This window comes from Marinobacter maritimus, from assembly GCF_007671675.1.
In the GTDB taxonomy this organism is placed as follows: Bacteria; Pseudomonadota; Gammaproteobacteria; order Pseudomonadales; family Oleiphilaceae; genus Marinobacter; species Marinobacter maritimus.
In genome coordinates this window covers 1,334,413-1,350,272 of sequence record NZ_VCGW01000001.1, presented here as the reverse complement: position 1 = coordinate 1,350,272, position 15,860 = coordinate 1,334,413, and the positions used below count along the sequence as shown (strand labels likewise).

The following is a 15,860-nucleotide window of genomic DNA, read 5'->3' as shown; positions in this document are numbered from 1 at the left end:
GGGAAAGCTGCACAAACTCCGATCAGTAGCGCAACAGGGCAGAACCCCAGGTAAAGCCGCCGCCAAACGCTTCAAGCAAAATAACCTCATTACGCTGGATGCGTCCGTCTCTGACTGCAACATCCAGGGCAAGGGGAATGGAAGCGGCCGAGGTGTTTCCGTGTTTGTTGACGGTAACGACCACCTGGTCCATGGACATGTTCAGTTTTTTTGCGGTGGCGGAAATAATCCGGAGGTTAGCCTGGTGGGGGACCAGCCAGTTGATATCAGACTTTTTCATCTGGTTGGCAGTAAGGGTCTCATCCACAATCTTGCCAAGGGTATTTACAGCAACCTTGAAGACTTCATTGCCTTTCATTTCCACGAAAGCCAGCCCGGCTTTTACCTGATCGTAGCCATCGGCGATACCGCAGGGAACATGGAGGAGTTTTTCATACCGACCGTCCGCGTGGATGTGCGTGGAAAGAATGCCAGTCTCTTCATGCGCTTCAAGAATCACAGCGCCCGCGCCATCCCCGAACAGCACGCAGGTGCCGCGGTCTGACCAGTCTATGATGCGAGAAAAAACTTCTGCACCGATAACCAGAGCCTTTTTACTGCTCCCGGTTTTTATGAACTTGTCGGCAACCGATAGAGCGTAGACAAAACCACTGCATACGGCCTGAATATCGAAAGCCGGGCAGCCACGGATGCCCAACCGGGCTTGCAGAATGCAGGCAGAGCTCGGGAAAATTTTATCCGGAGTAGAGGTGGCAAAAATGATCAGATCGATATCACTGGCATCGATTCCAGCCGCTTCTATGGCATTCAGGGCGGCCTGTTCGGCAAGGTCTACGGTTGTTTGCCCCTCAACGGCGACATGCCGTTGCTCAATACCCGTGCGTTCACGGATCCATTTGTCCGTGGTATCAACCATCTTTTCGAGGTCTTTGTTGGTAACAATATTCTCTGGCAGGTAAGAGCCAGTGCCGGCAATGCGTGCAAAGGTCATTCGCGAAAATCCCACGGTGTATCCGATTAGGGAGCCAGGCGCATTCACAGTAACCTCTTTATGGTCAGAGGTACCGAACACGCTTCAAACGCTCCTTGGCTTTCGAACATGCTATACCCCTGAACCTTTGTCTGTTATTAGCGGTTTGTCAAAGACGCTGATGCTCAGATCATGAAACAGCGGATAGGTTGCCACTGAAAACGCAGTAGCATTTTGCTAACTGCTGGTGATTTTGAGGGCTAAGTTCCTATTTTGGTGATCGTGCAAAGTGCGCGCATTGCACTGAAGCTGGCGGACCGAGGGTATGTGCCGGAAGAGGGCAAGAGTTGAGTTAACACAGCCCGGCCATCGCCTGGCTGGGCTGTGTCTTGTTGAAGACACTACTCTATAAAATTTGCCTGGCTGGCGATTAATGGTGACAGCTTGATATTCCAGTGCTCCATCCCACTTTTGCTGTATACGTAATGCCCACTAAGAGATTTGACCTGCGGTATACGATCCGGCTTTATTCCATTGAGAATCAACGAGGCCAGACGAGCACCGGTAACACCCTCTTGGTGCGCGGAAATTGTAAAGCCGCCCAAAGCTTCCTGCGCCCCGATAGAGATGTCCCAGAATGAAAAGATGGGGATTGGTGAGCTGATGTAGGCCTGATTTATAAGCTCTTTTGGCTGTATGTAATTATTTTCTGTGTCCCGGATCGTATGATGGGTGCCTATAATCACCGCATCGTATTTGGTGTACGCATTTTCTGCGGTGCTTAACCAGGTGTCTTTGTCGTTGGTCATTACAATATCGACCTGAGAACCGTAAAGCTCAGCCTGACGCTTGTCCCCAAAGTAATCGTTGACCGCATTGCGCATGGTAATCGAGTCATCCATCAGAATTAAAAAGTGCTCCCTCTGGCGGAGAACTTTGCGTAAATGACGGATGCTTTGTTCGAAAAACGGGCGTTCCAAAACCCCGGTAACCAACGGGTGTTTGAGGGCGGGGTGTTGCACGGGCGTGCCATTTACTCCGAAAAAGACAACTGGAATATTCTGGTCTACCAGATGCTGCGCCATCAGCGAAAACGCATTGTCATCACCCAGAATGGCTACATCCGGTTTGATCTCAGCCACCGATTTTTGGATGCTTTCAACCTTTTGGGCCCACTCTGATTTCGGCAAACGCTTGGTGTCCAGAGCCAGAACGTGGATATCATGTTCGGCACCCAGTACAGATTCGATGGCAACGAGATAGTCAGCATCCCATTTATATTCTTTGTGATAGCTTTCGATAACGACCACGGTCTTGCTAAAACACAACGGACTTACGAGTAGTAAGGCTAGAATGAGCAGACGCATGTACTGTCCTTATTGTTGTTTGATTATGGAAAGGGTTAATGACCCCAAAAGGCGGGTAGCAAGAATTACACCAGCCCTTTATGTACCTGTTAGTTATGATTTTTTTCTTTGGTTACAAATTAGGCTGTCCGGGACACAGGACACTGATGTTTGATTTTCCGGACAATGCTTCATAAGTGACCTGTTTTCCGGACAGTGCAAGTTTTCGGGCAGCATCCGGTCGGTCCCTGGCCAGTAAGGAGCGCTTCATGAATTCGCGGGAAAAACTATTAAAGCAACTGGGCATTGCCCATCCGATTGTCCAGGCACCGATGGCAGGCGTATCGACGCCTCAACTGGCTGCGGCCGTTACCAACTCCGGGGCCCTGGGTTCCCTTGGGATTGGTGCGAGCACAGCCGCGCAAGCCCGGGAAATGATTGAACAAACCCAGGCGCTGACTTCCGGGCCCTTCAATGTGAATGTGTTCTGTCATCAGCCTGCGCGACGTGATGCAGAGATGGAGGCTGGCTGGGTGAAGCATCTGGCGCCTTTATTCGCTGAAGCGGGAATAGAACCGCCGGACTCGCTCAGTGAAATTTACACATCGTTTGTTGAAGACGACGAAACGCTCCAAGTGCTGCTTGAACTGAAACCTGCGGTTGTCAGTTTTCACTTTGGTATTCCATCGGCTGATCGCATTGCAGCGTTAAAGGGAGCGGGGGTCTACATCATGGCGACGGCGACGAGCCCACGCGAAGCAAAAGAGATTGAAGCCGCTGGTATTGATGCCATCGTAGCTCAGGGAATTGAAGCGGGCGGCCACAGAGGTATTTTCGACCCTGAAGCGACAGATGAAGGCCTGAGCACTCTGACGCTCGTGCGGCTGTTAGCCCGCCAGACAACCCTGCCAATCATCGCAGCCGGTGGAATAATGGATGGTTTCGCGATGAAAGCCGCGCTGGCATCCGGTGCGGCTGCAGTTCAGATCGGCACCGCATTTGTTCTGTGTCCGGAGTCCGCTGCAAATGAAGCATACCGAGCGGCACTGAAAAGTGAGAGAGCATCGGAAACACGATTAACCAAAGTGCTTTCCGGCCGGCCGGCGCGGGGGATCGTCAATCGCCTCATTTCGCTCGGTGAAACGAACCAGAGCCCGCCGCCGGCAGATTACCCGATAGCCTACGATGCAACCAAGCGTCTCAATGCGGCGGCCTCCAAGCATGGAAACCACGAGTTTGCTGCGCAATGGGCAGGGCAAGGAGCACCCTTGGCGCGGGAGTTACCGGCGGCAGATGTGATTGCGGTAATTCTGGAAGAGAGTGTTTAAGGTGGAGAGCGCTTAAGGAGGCTGTTCAAAGTCGCTCCGAAACTCTGCGGCATACCTCCCGGGGTATATGGTTATGCAGCTAACAGATGTTTAGCCTCAATGCATCGACCCATCTGCCAAGTGAGCGTCCCATGAAGACAAAGGCCGAGTGGCAAACACTCAGTGAAAACATAACACTCAGAAATCAGGCTTACATCGGGGGGCGCTTCCAGTCAGCGGTCTCCGGAGAAACCTTTAAAACGATTAACCCTGCAACCGAAAGAGTGCTGGCTGAGGTTGCCAGCTGTGATCAGGCAGACGTCGATCTGGCGGTAGCTGCGGCTAAAGCAGCTTTTGTTTCAGGCAGTTGGTCAGGCAAGGCACCGGGTGAGCGCAAAAAAGTGCTATTGCGACTGGCAGATTTGATGCAGCAACACCGTGATGAACTGGCGCTGATCGACACACTCGACATGGGTAAATCAATATCGGAAATGCTGAGCGTTGACCTGCCGGATTCCATTGACTGTTTTCGCTGGACAGCGGAGTCCATCGACAAGGTCTACGGCGAAATTGCACCGACGGTTGGCGATACCCTTGGCTTGATAAGCCATGAGCCAGTGGGCGTTGTCGCGGCAATAACGCCTTGGAACTACCCGCTAATGATGGCCACCTGGAAGCTGGCGCCGGCACTGGCGGCGGGCAACTCCGTTGTGCTCAAACCCTCGGAGAAGAGCCCTCTCAGCGTTTTGCGTCTTGCCGAGCTGGCGACGGAGGCAGGTGTTCCTGATGGTGTGCTGAATGTTCTTCCAGGATATGGCCACACCGCAGGCAAAGCTCTTGCTCTGCATCATGATGTGAACGTACTCGCGTTTACTGGCTCCAGCCGGGTTGGGGGTATGTTGATGGAGTATGCTGGTCAGTCGAACCTGAAAAGGGTCTGGCTGGAAGCGGGCGGGAAGTCACCGATGGTGGTCTTCGAAGACTGCGAGAATATTGAGCGCGCCGCGGGAACAGCCGCCGCTGCGATTTTCTCCAACCAGGGCGAGGTCTGCATTGCCTGCTCCCGTCTCTACCTCCACAATTCTATCAAGGACCGATTTTTGAAGGCCTTGCTCGCCGCCACTGCAAGTTACAAGGGCGGCGATCCTTTGGATCCGGAAACAAGGATGGGCCCGCTGGTCGACAAGGCGCAACTGGACACCGTTTCGCGCTACATCAAATCTGCCATGGATGATGGTGCAAACCTTGTAACCGGCAGAATTCCGGAATACGTGGAAGGCCAGGGCTACTACATTGAGCCCACCATTTTTGACGGTGCACGTAATGACATGCGCTTCGTGCAAGAGGAAATCTTCGGGCCGGTTTTGGCAGTGTGCGAGTTTGACGATGAGGACGAAGCAGTGCGGCTTGCCAATGACAACCGTTACGGGCTTGGCGCGTCTGTATGGACAGATAATTTGTCGCGAGCGCATCGCGTTAGCAAACAGATTCGAAGTGGTATGGTCTGGGTAAATGGCTGGGGTGGCGGTGATTCAACCATGCCGTTCGGTGGCGTGAAGGCTTCCGGCAACGGTCGCGATAAATCGCTGTACTCCATCGAGAAGTATACCGACCTCAAAACGGTGTGGATCAGCCTCTGATCGGGAGATTTGATCGGTGGGCGGTCAGTGATCGTCCAGGCTGTTAAGGTGCGCGATAAACTGGGTGAATATCTCGGCCTGGGTCGAGGTATTCAGCCGGTTATGGATGTTTTTACGATGGACCTTCACGGTTCCTGCACTGATTTTTAGCAGGTCGGCAATGGCTTGCGACGAATGGCCCCGCAGTATCAGATCGGTTATTTCCCTTTCCCGTTGGGTTAACACACCGCTGGCAAAGGTTTTAAGGGCACGTTTCATCGGGCCGTCAGAACGCCCGTATTGCAAAAATTCTCCCGACTGTGCCAGCCAGAACTGCCGCACAAGCGCACTCAGAATCGGATAGAAATCGTTAAGAGCCTTGAGTTCGTTACGTGAAATGCTATCCAGGCTAGCCTTGCGCCCAAGTGTCAGAGTGCAGGTTACTTTCTCATCAAGATGGATGATCAGGTTGATTTCATCCACCAGCCCGAAATCTTTATAGCAGGTGTTGAAATATTCCGACTCCTTGAAAGAGTCCGGCATGACATCTGCCAGCCTTACAACGCCTGGCGCGATCCCCGATTTGATCGAATGGGATAGCGGATCCAGGACAAAAGCATGGTTGAGGTATTTCCGCAGGGTGCTGCTTTGTTCTTCAGGGCTTGTGGGGTAAATCAGGATTGGGCGCAATGATTTTTTGTAAGTAACCATTATGAAAGTATCGTAAAAACATAACGTTGCGAGGAACTCTTGAAGTAAAACAGGAAAGCTTCGTAAGCGTTGATGTTCGATCAGAACCGCAATTTTCTTTTGCCAGCTGTCGCCGGCATTAATCTGACTGATGCGCTCTTTCATTGGCTACTCATGCCCCTGTTTTTGTAGAGCTTATGCAAAAAGCCTGGCGTGAGCCAGGCTGTCTTGCTGCGAACGTAGCCAGGCATGGCTCAAAAGAGCTTTCCGTTTTTTACATCGGCGTAGGTCAGATCAAGACATTTTCGGGCTTTATCTATTATTTCGTCCACTTGCGCAGGGGTAATCACCAGCGGCGGGGAAAGCACCATCCGATTGCCGCAGGCGCGCATTATCAGGCCATTACGGAAACAGTGATCCCGGCACACAGTACCAACATCCGTATCCGGTCCAAAGAAGGTTTTTGAATCCCGGTCCTTGACCAGTGCAATCCCTGCGAGCAAGCCAACGCCTTCAATGTGGCCGCACAAAGGGTGGCTTCCAAGACGGTCACGCAGTTGGGCCTGAAAGTAGGGCCCGATGGTATTGGCTACGTAGCTCACGACATTCTCTTCGCGAAGTAGACGGATATTTTCCAATGCTACAGCTGCTGCAACCGGGTGTCCGGAATAGGTGAAGCCATGATTGAAGTCGCCACCCTCCTTGATGAGGGTATTCGCAATCCGATCGCCAACTGCAACGGCCGAAATTGGCAGGTAGCCTGACGAAAGCCCCTTGGCCATTGACACGATATCTGGCTGAAAACCGAAAGACTCGCAGCCAAACCAGTGTCCTGTTCGGCCAAAGCCGCAGATGACTTCGTCTGACGCGATTAAAACGTCGTATTTACGACAGATGCGCTGGATTTCGGGCCAGTAATTTTCTGGCGGTACGATAACCCCGCCGGCGCCCTGCACGGGTTCACCTACAAAGGCTGCGACGTTGTCCGGGCCCACCTCGAGAATTTTATCTTCCAGTGCTTTGGCACAGGCAATCCCGAACGCTTCCTCACTCATCGAACCGCCTTCTCCGTACCAGTATGGCTGTCGGATGCGATGGATATCGGACAAGAGGGGACCACCCTGTTTGTGCATGCCAGCCATACCACCAAGACTGGCGCCTGCTATGGTACTGCCATGGTAGGCATTCTCACGACCAATCAGAATCTTGCGATATGGCTTTCCTTCCAGCGCCCAGTAATGGCGAACCATGCGAATGATGGTATCAATCGCTTCCGAACCAGAGCTGGCAAAAAAAATGTGGTTCAGATCCCCAGGCGTGACTTCAGCGATTGCTTGGGCCAGCCGCGTTGCCGGTTCATGGGTGGTCTGAAAAAAGGTGTTGTAGTAAGGAAGCGTTTGCAACTGGTTATGGGCTGCGTCGATAAGTTCCTGGCGTCCATAACCGAGGTTTACACACCAGAGCCCAGCCATGCCGTCGATCAGGCGTTCGCCGTCGCTGTCCCAGAGATAAACTCCCTTGGCCCGCTCTATAACCCGGGCACCCCTGATGTTCAGGTTATGGCTGTTAGTGAACGGGTGTAAATGGTGTGCTGCGTCAGCAGCGCGAATAGTGTCAGCGGTCGCTTCTGGATGAGCGATTATTGTATTTGGCATTCTGGCCTCCCTTGGGTGTGCGTCTGTAGCACGTTTGAACCATAAGGAAGTTCGACTGATGATGGATATACCCCCCGGGGTATAGTTACAGAGCGTTTCCGATCCGATAGCGTATCAGCATCGATAGACACGCCAGCAATCTCACGAGATGTTTATGACAGCTAATAAAAAGACTGAGTTCGACTTCTTTATTACCGACCTGAACGGTAATTTACGTGGCAAGCGGATCCCCGCCCCTGCAATGAAAAAGGTCATGAAGGAAGGCGTAAAGCTTCCCAGATCCGTTGTCGGTTTTGATTTCTGGGGCGCTGACGTTCTTGATAATGGATTGGTTTTTGAAACCGGGGATAGCGATGGTATTTGCCTGCCGGTGAGCGATAAAGCGGTTCCTGTGCCCTGGGCGGAAAGTCCCCGAGAGCAGGTACTGGCGATGATGCATAACCCGGACGGCGCTGCGTTTGAAGCGGATCCGCGGCAGGTGCTCAAGCGTGTGGTTGATCGCTTCAAGGCGAAGGGGCTTCGCCCGGTAATGGCTACCGAGCTGGAGTTTTACCTGATGGATGGTGAATCGGAGACGACACAGCGACCGATTCCGCCGCTTTTAGCCGATGGAGGTCGGCGTCTGGCCAACACCGAGGGTTATGGCGTAGAGGAAATGGACGGGTTTTCCGCTTTCTTTGCAGATATCCGCCAGGCCTGCGAAATTCAGGGTGTAGAGGCAGATACCATTATTGCGGAGATGGGCCCCGGCCAGTTCGAGATAAATCTGAATCACGTGGACGATCCCTTGTCGGCTGCCGATCAGGCAATCCTGTTCAAACGCCTGGTCCGTGGGGTTTCCCGAGGGCATGGTTATGCCGCAACGTTTATGGCCAAGCCCTATGCCGACCAGAGTGGTAACGGATTTCACGTTCATTTCAGTCTGCTGAACGAAGTGGGTGAAAACGTGTTTGATGACGGCACAGAGCAGGGTAGTACCATGATGAAGCAAGCTGTTGCCGGTATGATGGAAACGATGCCTGACACCATGCTGACCCTCGCGCCGAACCAGAATTCCTACCGTCGGTTCATGCCCGGCGCTCACGCTCCAACGTTTGCGAGCTGGGGCTATGAGAACCGGACGGTTGCACTGCGGATACCCGAAAGCCCCGGTGTCGCTCGAAGGATTGAGCACCGGGTAGCTGGCGCAGACGCTAACCCTTACCTGGTTCTTGCATCGGTGCTTGCGGGTGCTCTTTATGGCATTGAAAACAAACTTGAGCCCATCGAGCCCGTTGAAGGTGATGCCTACGGCGAGAGTGATGAGTCCCTGGCGTTGCCGAACAGATGGGAAGGTGCGACGGATGCTTTCGAACATAGCGAGGTACTGCGTGAGTATCTCGGCGAAGACTTCCAGCGAGTCTACACGGCCGTGAAACGCCAGGAGCAGCGACTGCTGAACGAGCGCATTACTGACGTAGAATATGAAGCTTACTTGGGGCTGCTATAAGCCTGGAGAATCCGGATGAGTTTAAAAATTGGTATTCTGGCTGCCGGCATTACACCGGACGACCTGCTTCCTGAATTCGGCTCTTATGCCGATATGTGCAAAAGCTTGTTCAGACAAGCAGGTTTTACTTTTGACTATGTCACTTTCGACGTTCGCGACGGTGTTTTTCCAGCCTCGGCCAAGGACTGCGATGCCTGGATCGTGACGGGGTCAAAAGCCAACGTGTACGAGGACCTCCCCTGGATGCGGCGCCTGAAATCGCTGATTCTCGAGATCTACGATGCCAATCTCCCCACGGTGGGCATCTGTTTTGGTCATCAGATCATTGCGGAGGCTTTTGGTGGTGACGTCAACAAATACCCTGGCGGTTGGGGAGTGGGGCTGCACCGTTACGAAATGGTCCCGGATGCAGAAGGACTTGATGCGGGCATGAGCAGTTTCACCCTCAGTGCAATGCATCAGGATCAGGTTTTGGTAAAGCCTGATTCAGCGAAGGTGTTGGCCTATTCGTCGTTCTGTCCGTTCGCAGCACTGCAGTACGATGACCGTATCCTGACCTTTCAGGCGCACCCGGAATTTGATGTCACCTTTGAAACCCGTCTTGTTGAATACCTGCGGGGTAAGTCTGTTCCGGAAGGTAAGGCGGATCAGGCATTGGAAGGCCTGGCGGTGCCTGCGGCCGCTACGGATTCAATCGCCATTGCACACTGGATGGCGGGCTTCCTGCTGCGTGGTAAGTCGATTCAGCAAGATGTTGCCGGTGCTGATGTGCACGAGACCTCGAAAAGCTGAGCGTAAGACTAGAGACTGCTTGTACTGAGAGCAGAAACAAAAAGGGGCAGAACCCAGGGTCTGCCCCTTTTTGTTTCCACAAAGCAGATCAGGTTACAGCGTATCCCATGATAATAAAGGAAACGAACGCCAGGCCCGCGCCGATCATGGCATAGGGAAACTGGGTCAGTGCATGTTGCATAGGTGTGCAGCCAGATCCTGTAGACGACAATACAGTCGAGTCACTGAAGAAACAGGCGTGACTTCCAAACGCCGATGCAGAAAGCAGCGCGCCCACTGTCAACGGCATGGACATATCCATGGATTGCGCCATCGGAATCACAATCGGGATGGATACGACGAACACACCCCAGCTTGAACCCGTAGCAAAAACAACCGCAGCCATGGTGACAAAAACGAATGCCGGTAAAAGCTCTTTTGACAGGTACGGTGCCACAGACTCGATAATGTAGGAGGTCATGCCGAGCTGATCATTGATCTCTTTAATCATGAAGCCAGCGGCAACCACCGCAATTGGATGGAGCATCACTTTGAAACCATCCAGCATGGCATCGGCGAGTTGACCGAAGGTCATCAGGCGCTGGATAAAATACAGCGCCATGGTGAAGCCGGAAGCAACCAGAGCCCCAAGCAGCAGATCAATGTCGTAGTAGACGCTGGCTGCAATCAGCACCGCCATCGGCAGGATAAAGTTCATCAATCCCACCATCATAGGCGGACGTTGGATGTGCGATGTATCAAAACCGATTGCTTCGACACCCTCTGGAATTGGCTGACCATTTTTGGCGCGCTGCTCTGCAGCCTTCATGGGCCCAAAATCCTTCAGAATGCCGGTTGCAACCAGCATGACAACGATCAGAGCAGCCCAGCCATACGCCATATAAGGAATGGACTCAATGTAGAGGGACATGCCCTGGCCATCAGGCACCGCACCGTTTTCTTCAAGCAAGGCACCGAAATAAACGGCCCAGGTAGACAGTGGCACAAGAATACAGACAGGTGCGGCCGTGGAATCCACGAGAAATGCCAGCTTTTCGCGGGAAATCCTGAAGCGATCAGTAAGGTTCTTCATAGAGGCGGAAACCGCCAGTGAGTTCAGGTAGTCATCTATAAAAACAGCCAGGCCGAGGAACGAGGTTGTAAGCATTGTCCCGTGCCTGGTTTTGATGCGCTTGGCAAGAAGCTCACCAAAGCTCAGGACACTGCCGCCGCGTTCCAGTATGTTGATCAGCCCGCCCATCATTCCGCAAACCAGAACGATCCAGGCGATGGTCTCGTTCTGCACAACGCCCATGGAAATGTCGCCAAGGCTGGTGATGAGTGCGGTAGGTTCAAGCAATAGAAGCCCGGCAATAACACCCGCGAAAAGAGACTCCAGCGGTTTTTTGGTTTTAATCGCTGCGAATATGATCAATAAAGAAGGGAGAAGGCTGACGAAGCCGTAGGATTCTCCATCAGCATACTGCGTGGACAGGTAAGCGAAACCCGCCATGATCGAGCCGTAGAAGAATAATGAGTAGATTGGCCCACGCCTCGGGCTCTCAATGGTTTCTTGTTCCAAAGGCGAAAACGCACCTGCTGTTTCTATGGTGTTCTGAGACATTTTGATACCCGTATTTTGTTGTTTTGGGAAAACGCGGTGCTGGCTTCACCGCAGGCATTTAGGAGTACTTCTTATTGGTTGTGTCAGTGACGTCGCGACTTATTACACGCCAAGCTGGTCGCGCAAGTTGTAATACCATGCCCCCAGAGCGGTCAGTGGAATGCGGAAAAGGCGACCACCCGGGAAGTTGTATTGGGGTAAGCCTGCAAATACGTCAAAGCGTTCGGCCTGGCCACGGATGGCATCACTTAGGACTTTCCCGGCAAGATGGGAGCAGGTCACGCCGTGACCGCTGTAACCCTGAGCATAAAAAATGTTACCGCCGATGCGGCCCAGCTGGGGTAAGCGCATCAGAGTGAGCAGGAAGTTGCCTGTCCATGCGTAATCAATTTTCACGCCTTTCAGTTCCGGGTATGTCTTGAGTATGTTCGGCATTATCAAAGATTCGATTTTGTCTGGTTCACGCGCGCCATAGGTCACGCCGCCGCCATAGATGAGGCGGCCATCGCCGGACAGTCGGTAATAATCAAGCAGGTAGTTGCAGTCTTCTATGCAATTGTCTTTCGGCAGTAAACGCTTCTGAACCTTTTCGGGCAGTGGTTCAGTAGCAACCACCTGGGTTCCGCAGGGTATTGCCCTGGATTCGAGTTTTGGGATAAGGCCATTAAGGTAAGCGTTACCCGCTACCACAACGTAATCCGCAGTCACGCTGCCGAATTCTGTTTTTACAACGGCCATTGCGCCTTCCTGAACGCTGATGGCCGGTGAACCTTCATAAATGGTACCTCCGAGCGACTCGAATGCTGCCGCTTCACCGAGTACAAGGTTCAGAGGGTGAAAATGACCGCCCGTATTGTCCAGCAAAGCACCAACATAACGATCCGAGCCCACGTAGGATTTAAGCTGCTCTTTATCGAGAAGTTTCATGCCCATGTGGCCATGGGATTCCCACAGCGTTTTCTTTGCTTCAAGCTCCGAGAGCTGGCGCTTGTTACAAGCTGCGAAGATACCGCCTGGCTTCAGGTCGCATTTAATATCGTACTGTTCAACAAATCGGCGAATGATACGACCGCCCTCAAAGGCCATCTCGCCCATCTCGGCGCCGGCGTGTTTGCCGTAGTGTTTCTCTATGAAATCAACATCACGGCTGTAGCTGTTAACGATCTGTCCGCCATTACGGCCAGACGCGCCGAAGCCTATTCTGCTGCCTTCCAGGACGATAACCTTGTAGCCATTTTCCGCGAGGTGCAGGGCGGTCGACATACCGGTGTAACCGGCGCCGATAACGCAAATATCTGCTTTAACATTTTCCTGTAGCGGCGGTCGCATCCGTGTGTCATTAGCGGAAGCTGCATAGTAGGAATTGGGGTGAGATGGTGTCAGCAAGGTGTCGCTCCCGGAATGGCTTTGAGTTATTGGGCAGTTACGACAACATTACGAGCTCGCTATGGGCGCCTATATACCCCCCAAGGTATATTTTGCAAAAAAAAAGGCGCCCGAAGGCGCCAAAGGTACTTCAGATCGTTTAGTCACTGCTTCCGCTAAGAGCGGAAAAACATGAGTCGAGAATGTCCATACTTTCATCAATCAACGCATCGCTGATCGTCAACGCTGGCAGGAAGCGAATCACGTTGCCGCGGATACCGCAGGACAGAAGAATCACACCCGCTTTGGCGGCCTCGGTAACAACGGCTTTGGTCAGCTCCGGGTCGGGCCGGTTAACATCACCGTCAACCACCAGCTCCATAGCGATCATGGCACCCAGGTTGCGTACGTCTCCGATGCGTTGTGGGAAGCATGATTGCAGCTGCCTGAGTCGCCCGGTGAGCCGCTTGCCAATCTGCAGCGCACGTTCACACAGTTGTTCTTCCTCGATAATATCCAGTACTGCAAGCGCAGCTACGCAGCCGATCGGAGAGCCACCGTAGGTGCCGCCAAGACCGCCGGGTGCTGGCTGGTCCATAATCTCAGCCTTGCCCACAACGGCTGCGATCGGGAAGCCGCCGGCAATGCCCTTGGCCATGGTCATCAGGTCTGGCTCAACGTTGGCGTATTCGATTGCAAACATCCGGCCGGTGCGAGCAAAGCCGGTCTGGATTTCATCGGCAATCAGCAGGATGCCGTGATCATCGCAGCGCTGGCGCAAGGCCTGCAGGAATTCTGCGGGGGCATGGTAGAAACCACCTTCACCCTGAACAGGCTCGATAATAATAGCTGCGACCCGATTCGGCTCGATATCGCACACAAACAAATCATCAAGGGCTTGCAGGGACTCTTCAACCGAGACGCCGTGATAAGCATTGGGGAAGGGTGCATGGTAGATCTCGCCCGGGAACGGGCCGAAGCCGACCTTGTAAGGTTTAACCTTGCCCGTGAGCCCCATTGTCAGGTTGGTACGGCCATGAAAACCGCCCTTGAAGGCAATAACGCCAGGGCGCCCGGTGTATGAACGGGCAATTTTCACACAGTTTTCAACCGCTTCTGCGCCGGTGGTTACAAAGATACTTTTCTTTGGCGTGTCTCCTGGTGCGATGGCATTGAGTTTTTCGGCCAGATCGACGGCTGACTCATAAGGCGTGACCATCAGACAGGTGTGGCTGAAGCGCTCTACCTGCGCCTGAACGGCCGCTTGAATGCGCGGATGGCTGTGGCCGGTGTTGTTGACAGCAATACCTGCGCCCAGATCAATAAAACGATTGCCTTCGACATCCCATATTTCAGCATTAAGCGCTTTGTCTACGTATACCGGGTGCAATGCGCCTTGGCCCTGAGCCATGGCTGCTGCGCGACGGTGATGCAGAGATTCATTGGACATGAGTGTGTTCTCCATAGTTTGTAAGGCAGTTCAGCGGATGCCGCCCATGCACAGGTATTTGATTTCAACGAAGTCATCGATGCCATAACGAGAGCCTTCACGGCCAATGCCTGACTCCTTGATGCCGCCAAAAGGCGCCACTTCTGTGGAAATGATGCCTTCATTGATTCCGACCATGCCGTACTCAAGTGCTTCGGCCACACGCCAGACCCGGCCGATGTCGCGGCTGTAGAAATAAGCGGCAAGGCCAAAAGGCGTATCATTTGCCAGCGCTACGGCTTCTGATTCCTCGCTAAACCGGAACACCGTCGCCACCGGGCCAAAAATCTCTTCTGTTGCGATCGACATGCTTGCGGTTACGCCGGTCAACACGGTGGGCGGGTAGAAGTTCGGGTTGTCCGGAATGGCGGTATTTTGCTGAGTAATCTTCGCACCGTTAGCAAGCGCGTCCTCAACCAGCCCGTGTACTTTGCTCACGGCTTTATCGTTGATCAGCGGGCCAATGGTAACGGCCTCACCGAAGCCATCGCCTACGTTCAGGTTCTGCACGGCGGCATTAAGCTTTTCAACAAACAGGTCGTGAACGCCGTCCTGAACCAGAATCCGGTTGGTGCACACGCAGGTCTGACCTGCGTTGCGGAATTTGGAAGCCATCAGCCCAGCGATGGCTGCGTCTACGTCGGCATCATCAAAAACAATAAATGGCGCGTTACCGCCCAGCTCCAGCGAGACTTTCTTCACCGTATCCGCGCACTGGCGCATCAGCAGTTTGCCTACCGGTGTAGAACCCGTGAAGGACAGCTTGCGCACGCGCGAATCTTCACACAGTGTGCGGCCAACTTCCGGAGCTTGCAGTGTGGTAACAACGTTCAGAACGCCTGCTGGAATACCGGCCTGAAGGCTCAACTCTGCCAACGCCAGCGCACACAGGGGAGTATCTTCACCTGGCTTGATTACAACGGTGCATCCCGCTGCCAAAGCTGGAGCAACTTTCCGGGTGATCATGGCAATAGGGAAGTTCCAGGGCGTGATCGCCGCAACCACACCTATGGGCTGCTTGATGGTCACCAGCCGCTTGTCTGGGCCGTGGGCAGGAATAACGTCGCCATAAATGCGCTTGGCTTCTTCTGCAAACCATTCAACAAAGGACGCGCCGTAGGCGACTTCACCCTTGGCTTCAGCAAACGGTTTTCCCTGTTCACTGGTCATGATGGTGGCAAGATCATCCTGGTGTGCAAGGATAAGGTTGAACCAGTTGCGCAGCAGGATGGAGCGGTCTTTTGCGGTCAGGGCCTGCCAGGGTTTCAGTGCTTTTTCTGCAGCGTCGATCGCGGTACGGGTTTCCTCTGCCCCCAGATCTGGCACGGAGCCAAGCGTAGCGCCGGTGCTGGGGTTAAAAACGGGAAACGAGCGTAATTTAGCAGCCTGGATCCACTGTCCATCGATAAAAGCGCGATCCCGGAAAAGGTCGGGTTGGTTCAGTTCTAACGTCATACAGGGCTCCAAAAACGTACCGAAAATGGGACTCATACAGGTGGGTGATGGTAAGGCCGAGTGTTTGTGTGATAAACATG

Annotated in this window: 12 protein-coding genes; 4 read left to right on the top strand and 8 right to left on the bottom strand. The window is 53.3% G+C overall.

Annotated features, from left to right (window positions below):
- Window positions 1-22: 22 nt before the first annotated feature.
- A complete protein-coding gene (locus FFI90_RS06165; protein ID WP_144776993.1) occupies window positions 23-991 on the bottom strand; it encodes a beta-ketoacyl-ACP synthase III in 969 nt (322 codons plus the stop codon).
- A 380-nt stretch (window positions 992-1,371) separates the two neighbouring features.
- Window positions 1,372-2,337, bottom strand: coding sequence for an ABC transporter substrate-binding protein (locus FFI90_RS06155; protein WP_144776992.1), 966 nt, complete (start codon window positions 2,335-2,337; stop codon window positions 1,372-1,374).
- Between the two features lie 248 nt (window positions 2,338-2,585).
- Between FFI90_RS06155 and FFI90_RS06150 the strand changes: the two genes are divergently transcribed.
- Together FFI90_RS06150 and FFI90_RS06145 are read left to right on the top strand one after the other, a co-directional pair.
- Window positions 2,586-3,644: an NAD(P)H-dependent flavin oxidoreductase gene (locus FFI90_RS06150; RefSeq protein ID WP_144776991.1), complete on the top strand. Its 1,059-nt coding sequence runs from the start codon at window positions 2,586-2,588 to the stop codon at window positions 3,642-3,644.
- A gap of 131 nt (window positions 3,645-3,775) precedes the next feature.
- Entirely contained in the window at window positions 3,776-5,263 is a 1,488-nt protein-coding gene (locus FFI90_RS06145; protein WP_144776990.1) for an aldehyde dehydrogenase, read from the top strand.
- Window positions 5,264-5,287: 24 nt separating this feature from the next.
- On the opposite strand, the gene FFI90_RS06140 is transcribed toward FFI90_RS06145, so the two are convergent.
- Together FFI90_RS06140 and FFI90_RS06135 are read right to left on the bottom strand one after the other, a co-directional pair.
- Window positions 5,288-6,097 carry a response regulator transcription factor gene (locus FFI90_RS06140; protein WP_144776989.1) on the bottom strand — a complete coding sequence of 270 codons (810 nt, stop codon included), beginning with the start codon at window positions 6,095-6,097 and terminating at the stop codon, window positions 5,288-5,290.
- An 89-nt stretch (window positions 6,098-6,186) separates the two neighbouring features.
- Window positions 6,187-7,587: an aspartate aminotransferase family protein gene (locus tag FFI90_RS06135; protein ID WP_144776988.1), complete on the bottom strand. Its 1,401-nt coding sequence runs from the start codon at window positions 7,585-7,587 to the stop codon at window positions 6,187-6,189.
- Window positions 7,588-7,741: 154 nt separating this feature from the next.
- Between FFI90_RS06135 and FFI90_RS06130 the strand changes: the two genes are divergently transcribed.
- Window positions 7,742-9,076 carry a glutamine synthetase family protein gene (locus tag FFI90_RS06130; RefSeq protein ID WP_144776987.1) on the top strand — a complete coding sequence of 445 codons (1,335 nt, stop codon included), beginning with the start codon at window positions 7,742-7,744 and terminating at the stop codon, window positions 9,074-9,076.
- 15 nt (window positions 9,077-9,091) lie between these two features.
- Window positions 9,092-9,868 (top strand): glutamine amidotransferase-related protein, encoded by a 777-nt coding sequence (locus tag FFI90_RS06125; RefSeq protein WP_144776986.1) that lies wholly within the window; start codon window positions 9,092-9,094, stop codon window positions 9,866-9,868.
- An 88-nt stretch (window positions 9,869-9,956) separates the two neighbouring features.
- Here the strand turns inward: FFI90_RS06125 and FFI90_RS06120 are convergent, their stop codons facing one another.
- The 4 genes from FFI90_RS06120 to FFI90_RS06105 form a co-directional block, all read right to left on the bottom strand.
- Window positions 9,957-11,471 carry a Na+/H+ antiporter NhaC family protein gene (locus FFI90_RS06120; protein ID WP_144776985.1) on the bottom strand — a complete coding sequence of 505 codons (1,515 nt, stop codon included), beginning with the start codon at window positions 11,469-11,471 and terminating at the stop codon, window positions 9,957-9,959.
- 102 nt (window positions 11,472-11,573) lie between these two features.
- Window positions 11,574-12,800 (bottom strand): NAD(P)/FAD-dependent oxidoreductase, encoded by a 1,227-nt coding sequence (locus tag FFI90_RS06115; protein ID WP_144777248.1) that lies wholly within the window; start codon window positions 12,798-12,800, stop codon window positions 11,574-11,576.
- A 196-nt stretch (window positions 12,801-12,996) separates the two neighbouring features.
- Entirely contained in the window at window positions 12,997-14,286 is a 1,290-nt protein-coding gene (gabT, locus tag FFI90_RS06110; RefSeq protein ID WP_144776984.1) for a 4-aminobutyrate--2-oxoglutarate transaminase, read from the bottom strand.
- A gap of 30 nt (window positions 14,287-14,316) precedes the next feature.
- Window positions 14,317-15,780 (bottom strand): NAD-dependent succinate-semialdehyde dehydrogenase, encoded by a 1,464-nt coding sequence (locus FFI90_RS06105; protein ID WP_144776983.1) that lies wholly within the window; start codon window positions 15,778-15,780, stop codon window positions 14,317-14,319.
- Between the last annotated feature and the right edge of the window lie 80 nt (window positions 15,781-15,860).

Excerpts from the sequence above, each read along its gene's own strand:
- gabT (WP_144776984.1), bottom strand. The coding sequence starts at position 14,286 with ATGTCCAATGAATCTCTGCATCACCGTCGCGCAGCAGCCATGGCTCAG.
- FFI90_RS06130 (WP_144776987.1), top strand. The coding sequence starts at position 7,742 with ATGACAGCTAATAAAAAGACTGAGTTCGACTTCTTTATTACCGACCTG.
- FFI90_RS06140 (WP_144776989.1), bottom strand. The coding sequence starts at position 6,097 with ATGAAAGAGCGCATCAGTCAGATTAATGCCGGCGACAGCTGGCAAAAG.
- FFI90_RS06165 (WP_144776993.1), bottom strand. The coding sequence starts at position 991 with ATGACCTTTGCACGCATTGCCGGCACTGGCTCTTACCTGCCAGAGAAT.
- FFI90_RS06135 (WP_144776988.1), bottom strand. The coding sequence starts at position 7,587 with ATGCCAAATACAATAATCGCTCATCCAGAAGCGACCGCTGACACTATT.
- FFI90_RS06155 (WP_144776992.1), bottom strand. The coding sequence starts at position 2,337 with ATGCGTCTGCTCATTCTAGCCTTACTACTCGTAAGTCCGTTGTGTTTT.
- FFI90_RS06145 (WP_144776990.1), top strand. The coding sequence starts at position 3,776 with ATGAAGACAAAGGCCGAGTGGCAAACACTCAGTGAAAACATAACACTC.
- FFI90_RS06105 (WP_144776983.1), bottom strand. The coding sequence starts at position 15,780 with ATGACGTTAGAACTGAACCAACCCGACCTTTTCCGGGATCGCGCTTTT.
- FFI90_RS06150 (WP_144776991.1), top strand. The coding sequence starts at position 2,586 with ATGAATTCGCGGGAAAAACTATTAAAGCAACTGGGCATTGCCCATCCG.
- FFI90_RS06115 (WP_144777248.1), bottom strand. The coding sequence starts at position 12,800 with ATGCGACCGCCGCTACAGGAAAATGTTAAAGCAGATATTTGCGTTATC.
- FFI90_RS06120 (WP_144776985.1), bottom strand. The coding sequence starts at position 11,471 with ATGTCTCAGAACACCATAGAAACAGCAGGTGCGTTTTCGCCTTTGGAA.
- FFI90_RS06125 (WP_144776986.1), top strand. The coding sequence starts at position 9,092 with ATGAGTTTAAAAATTGGTATTCTGGCTGCCGGCATTACACCGGACGAC.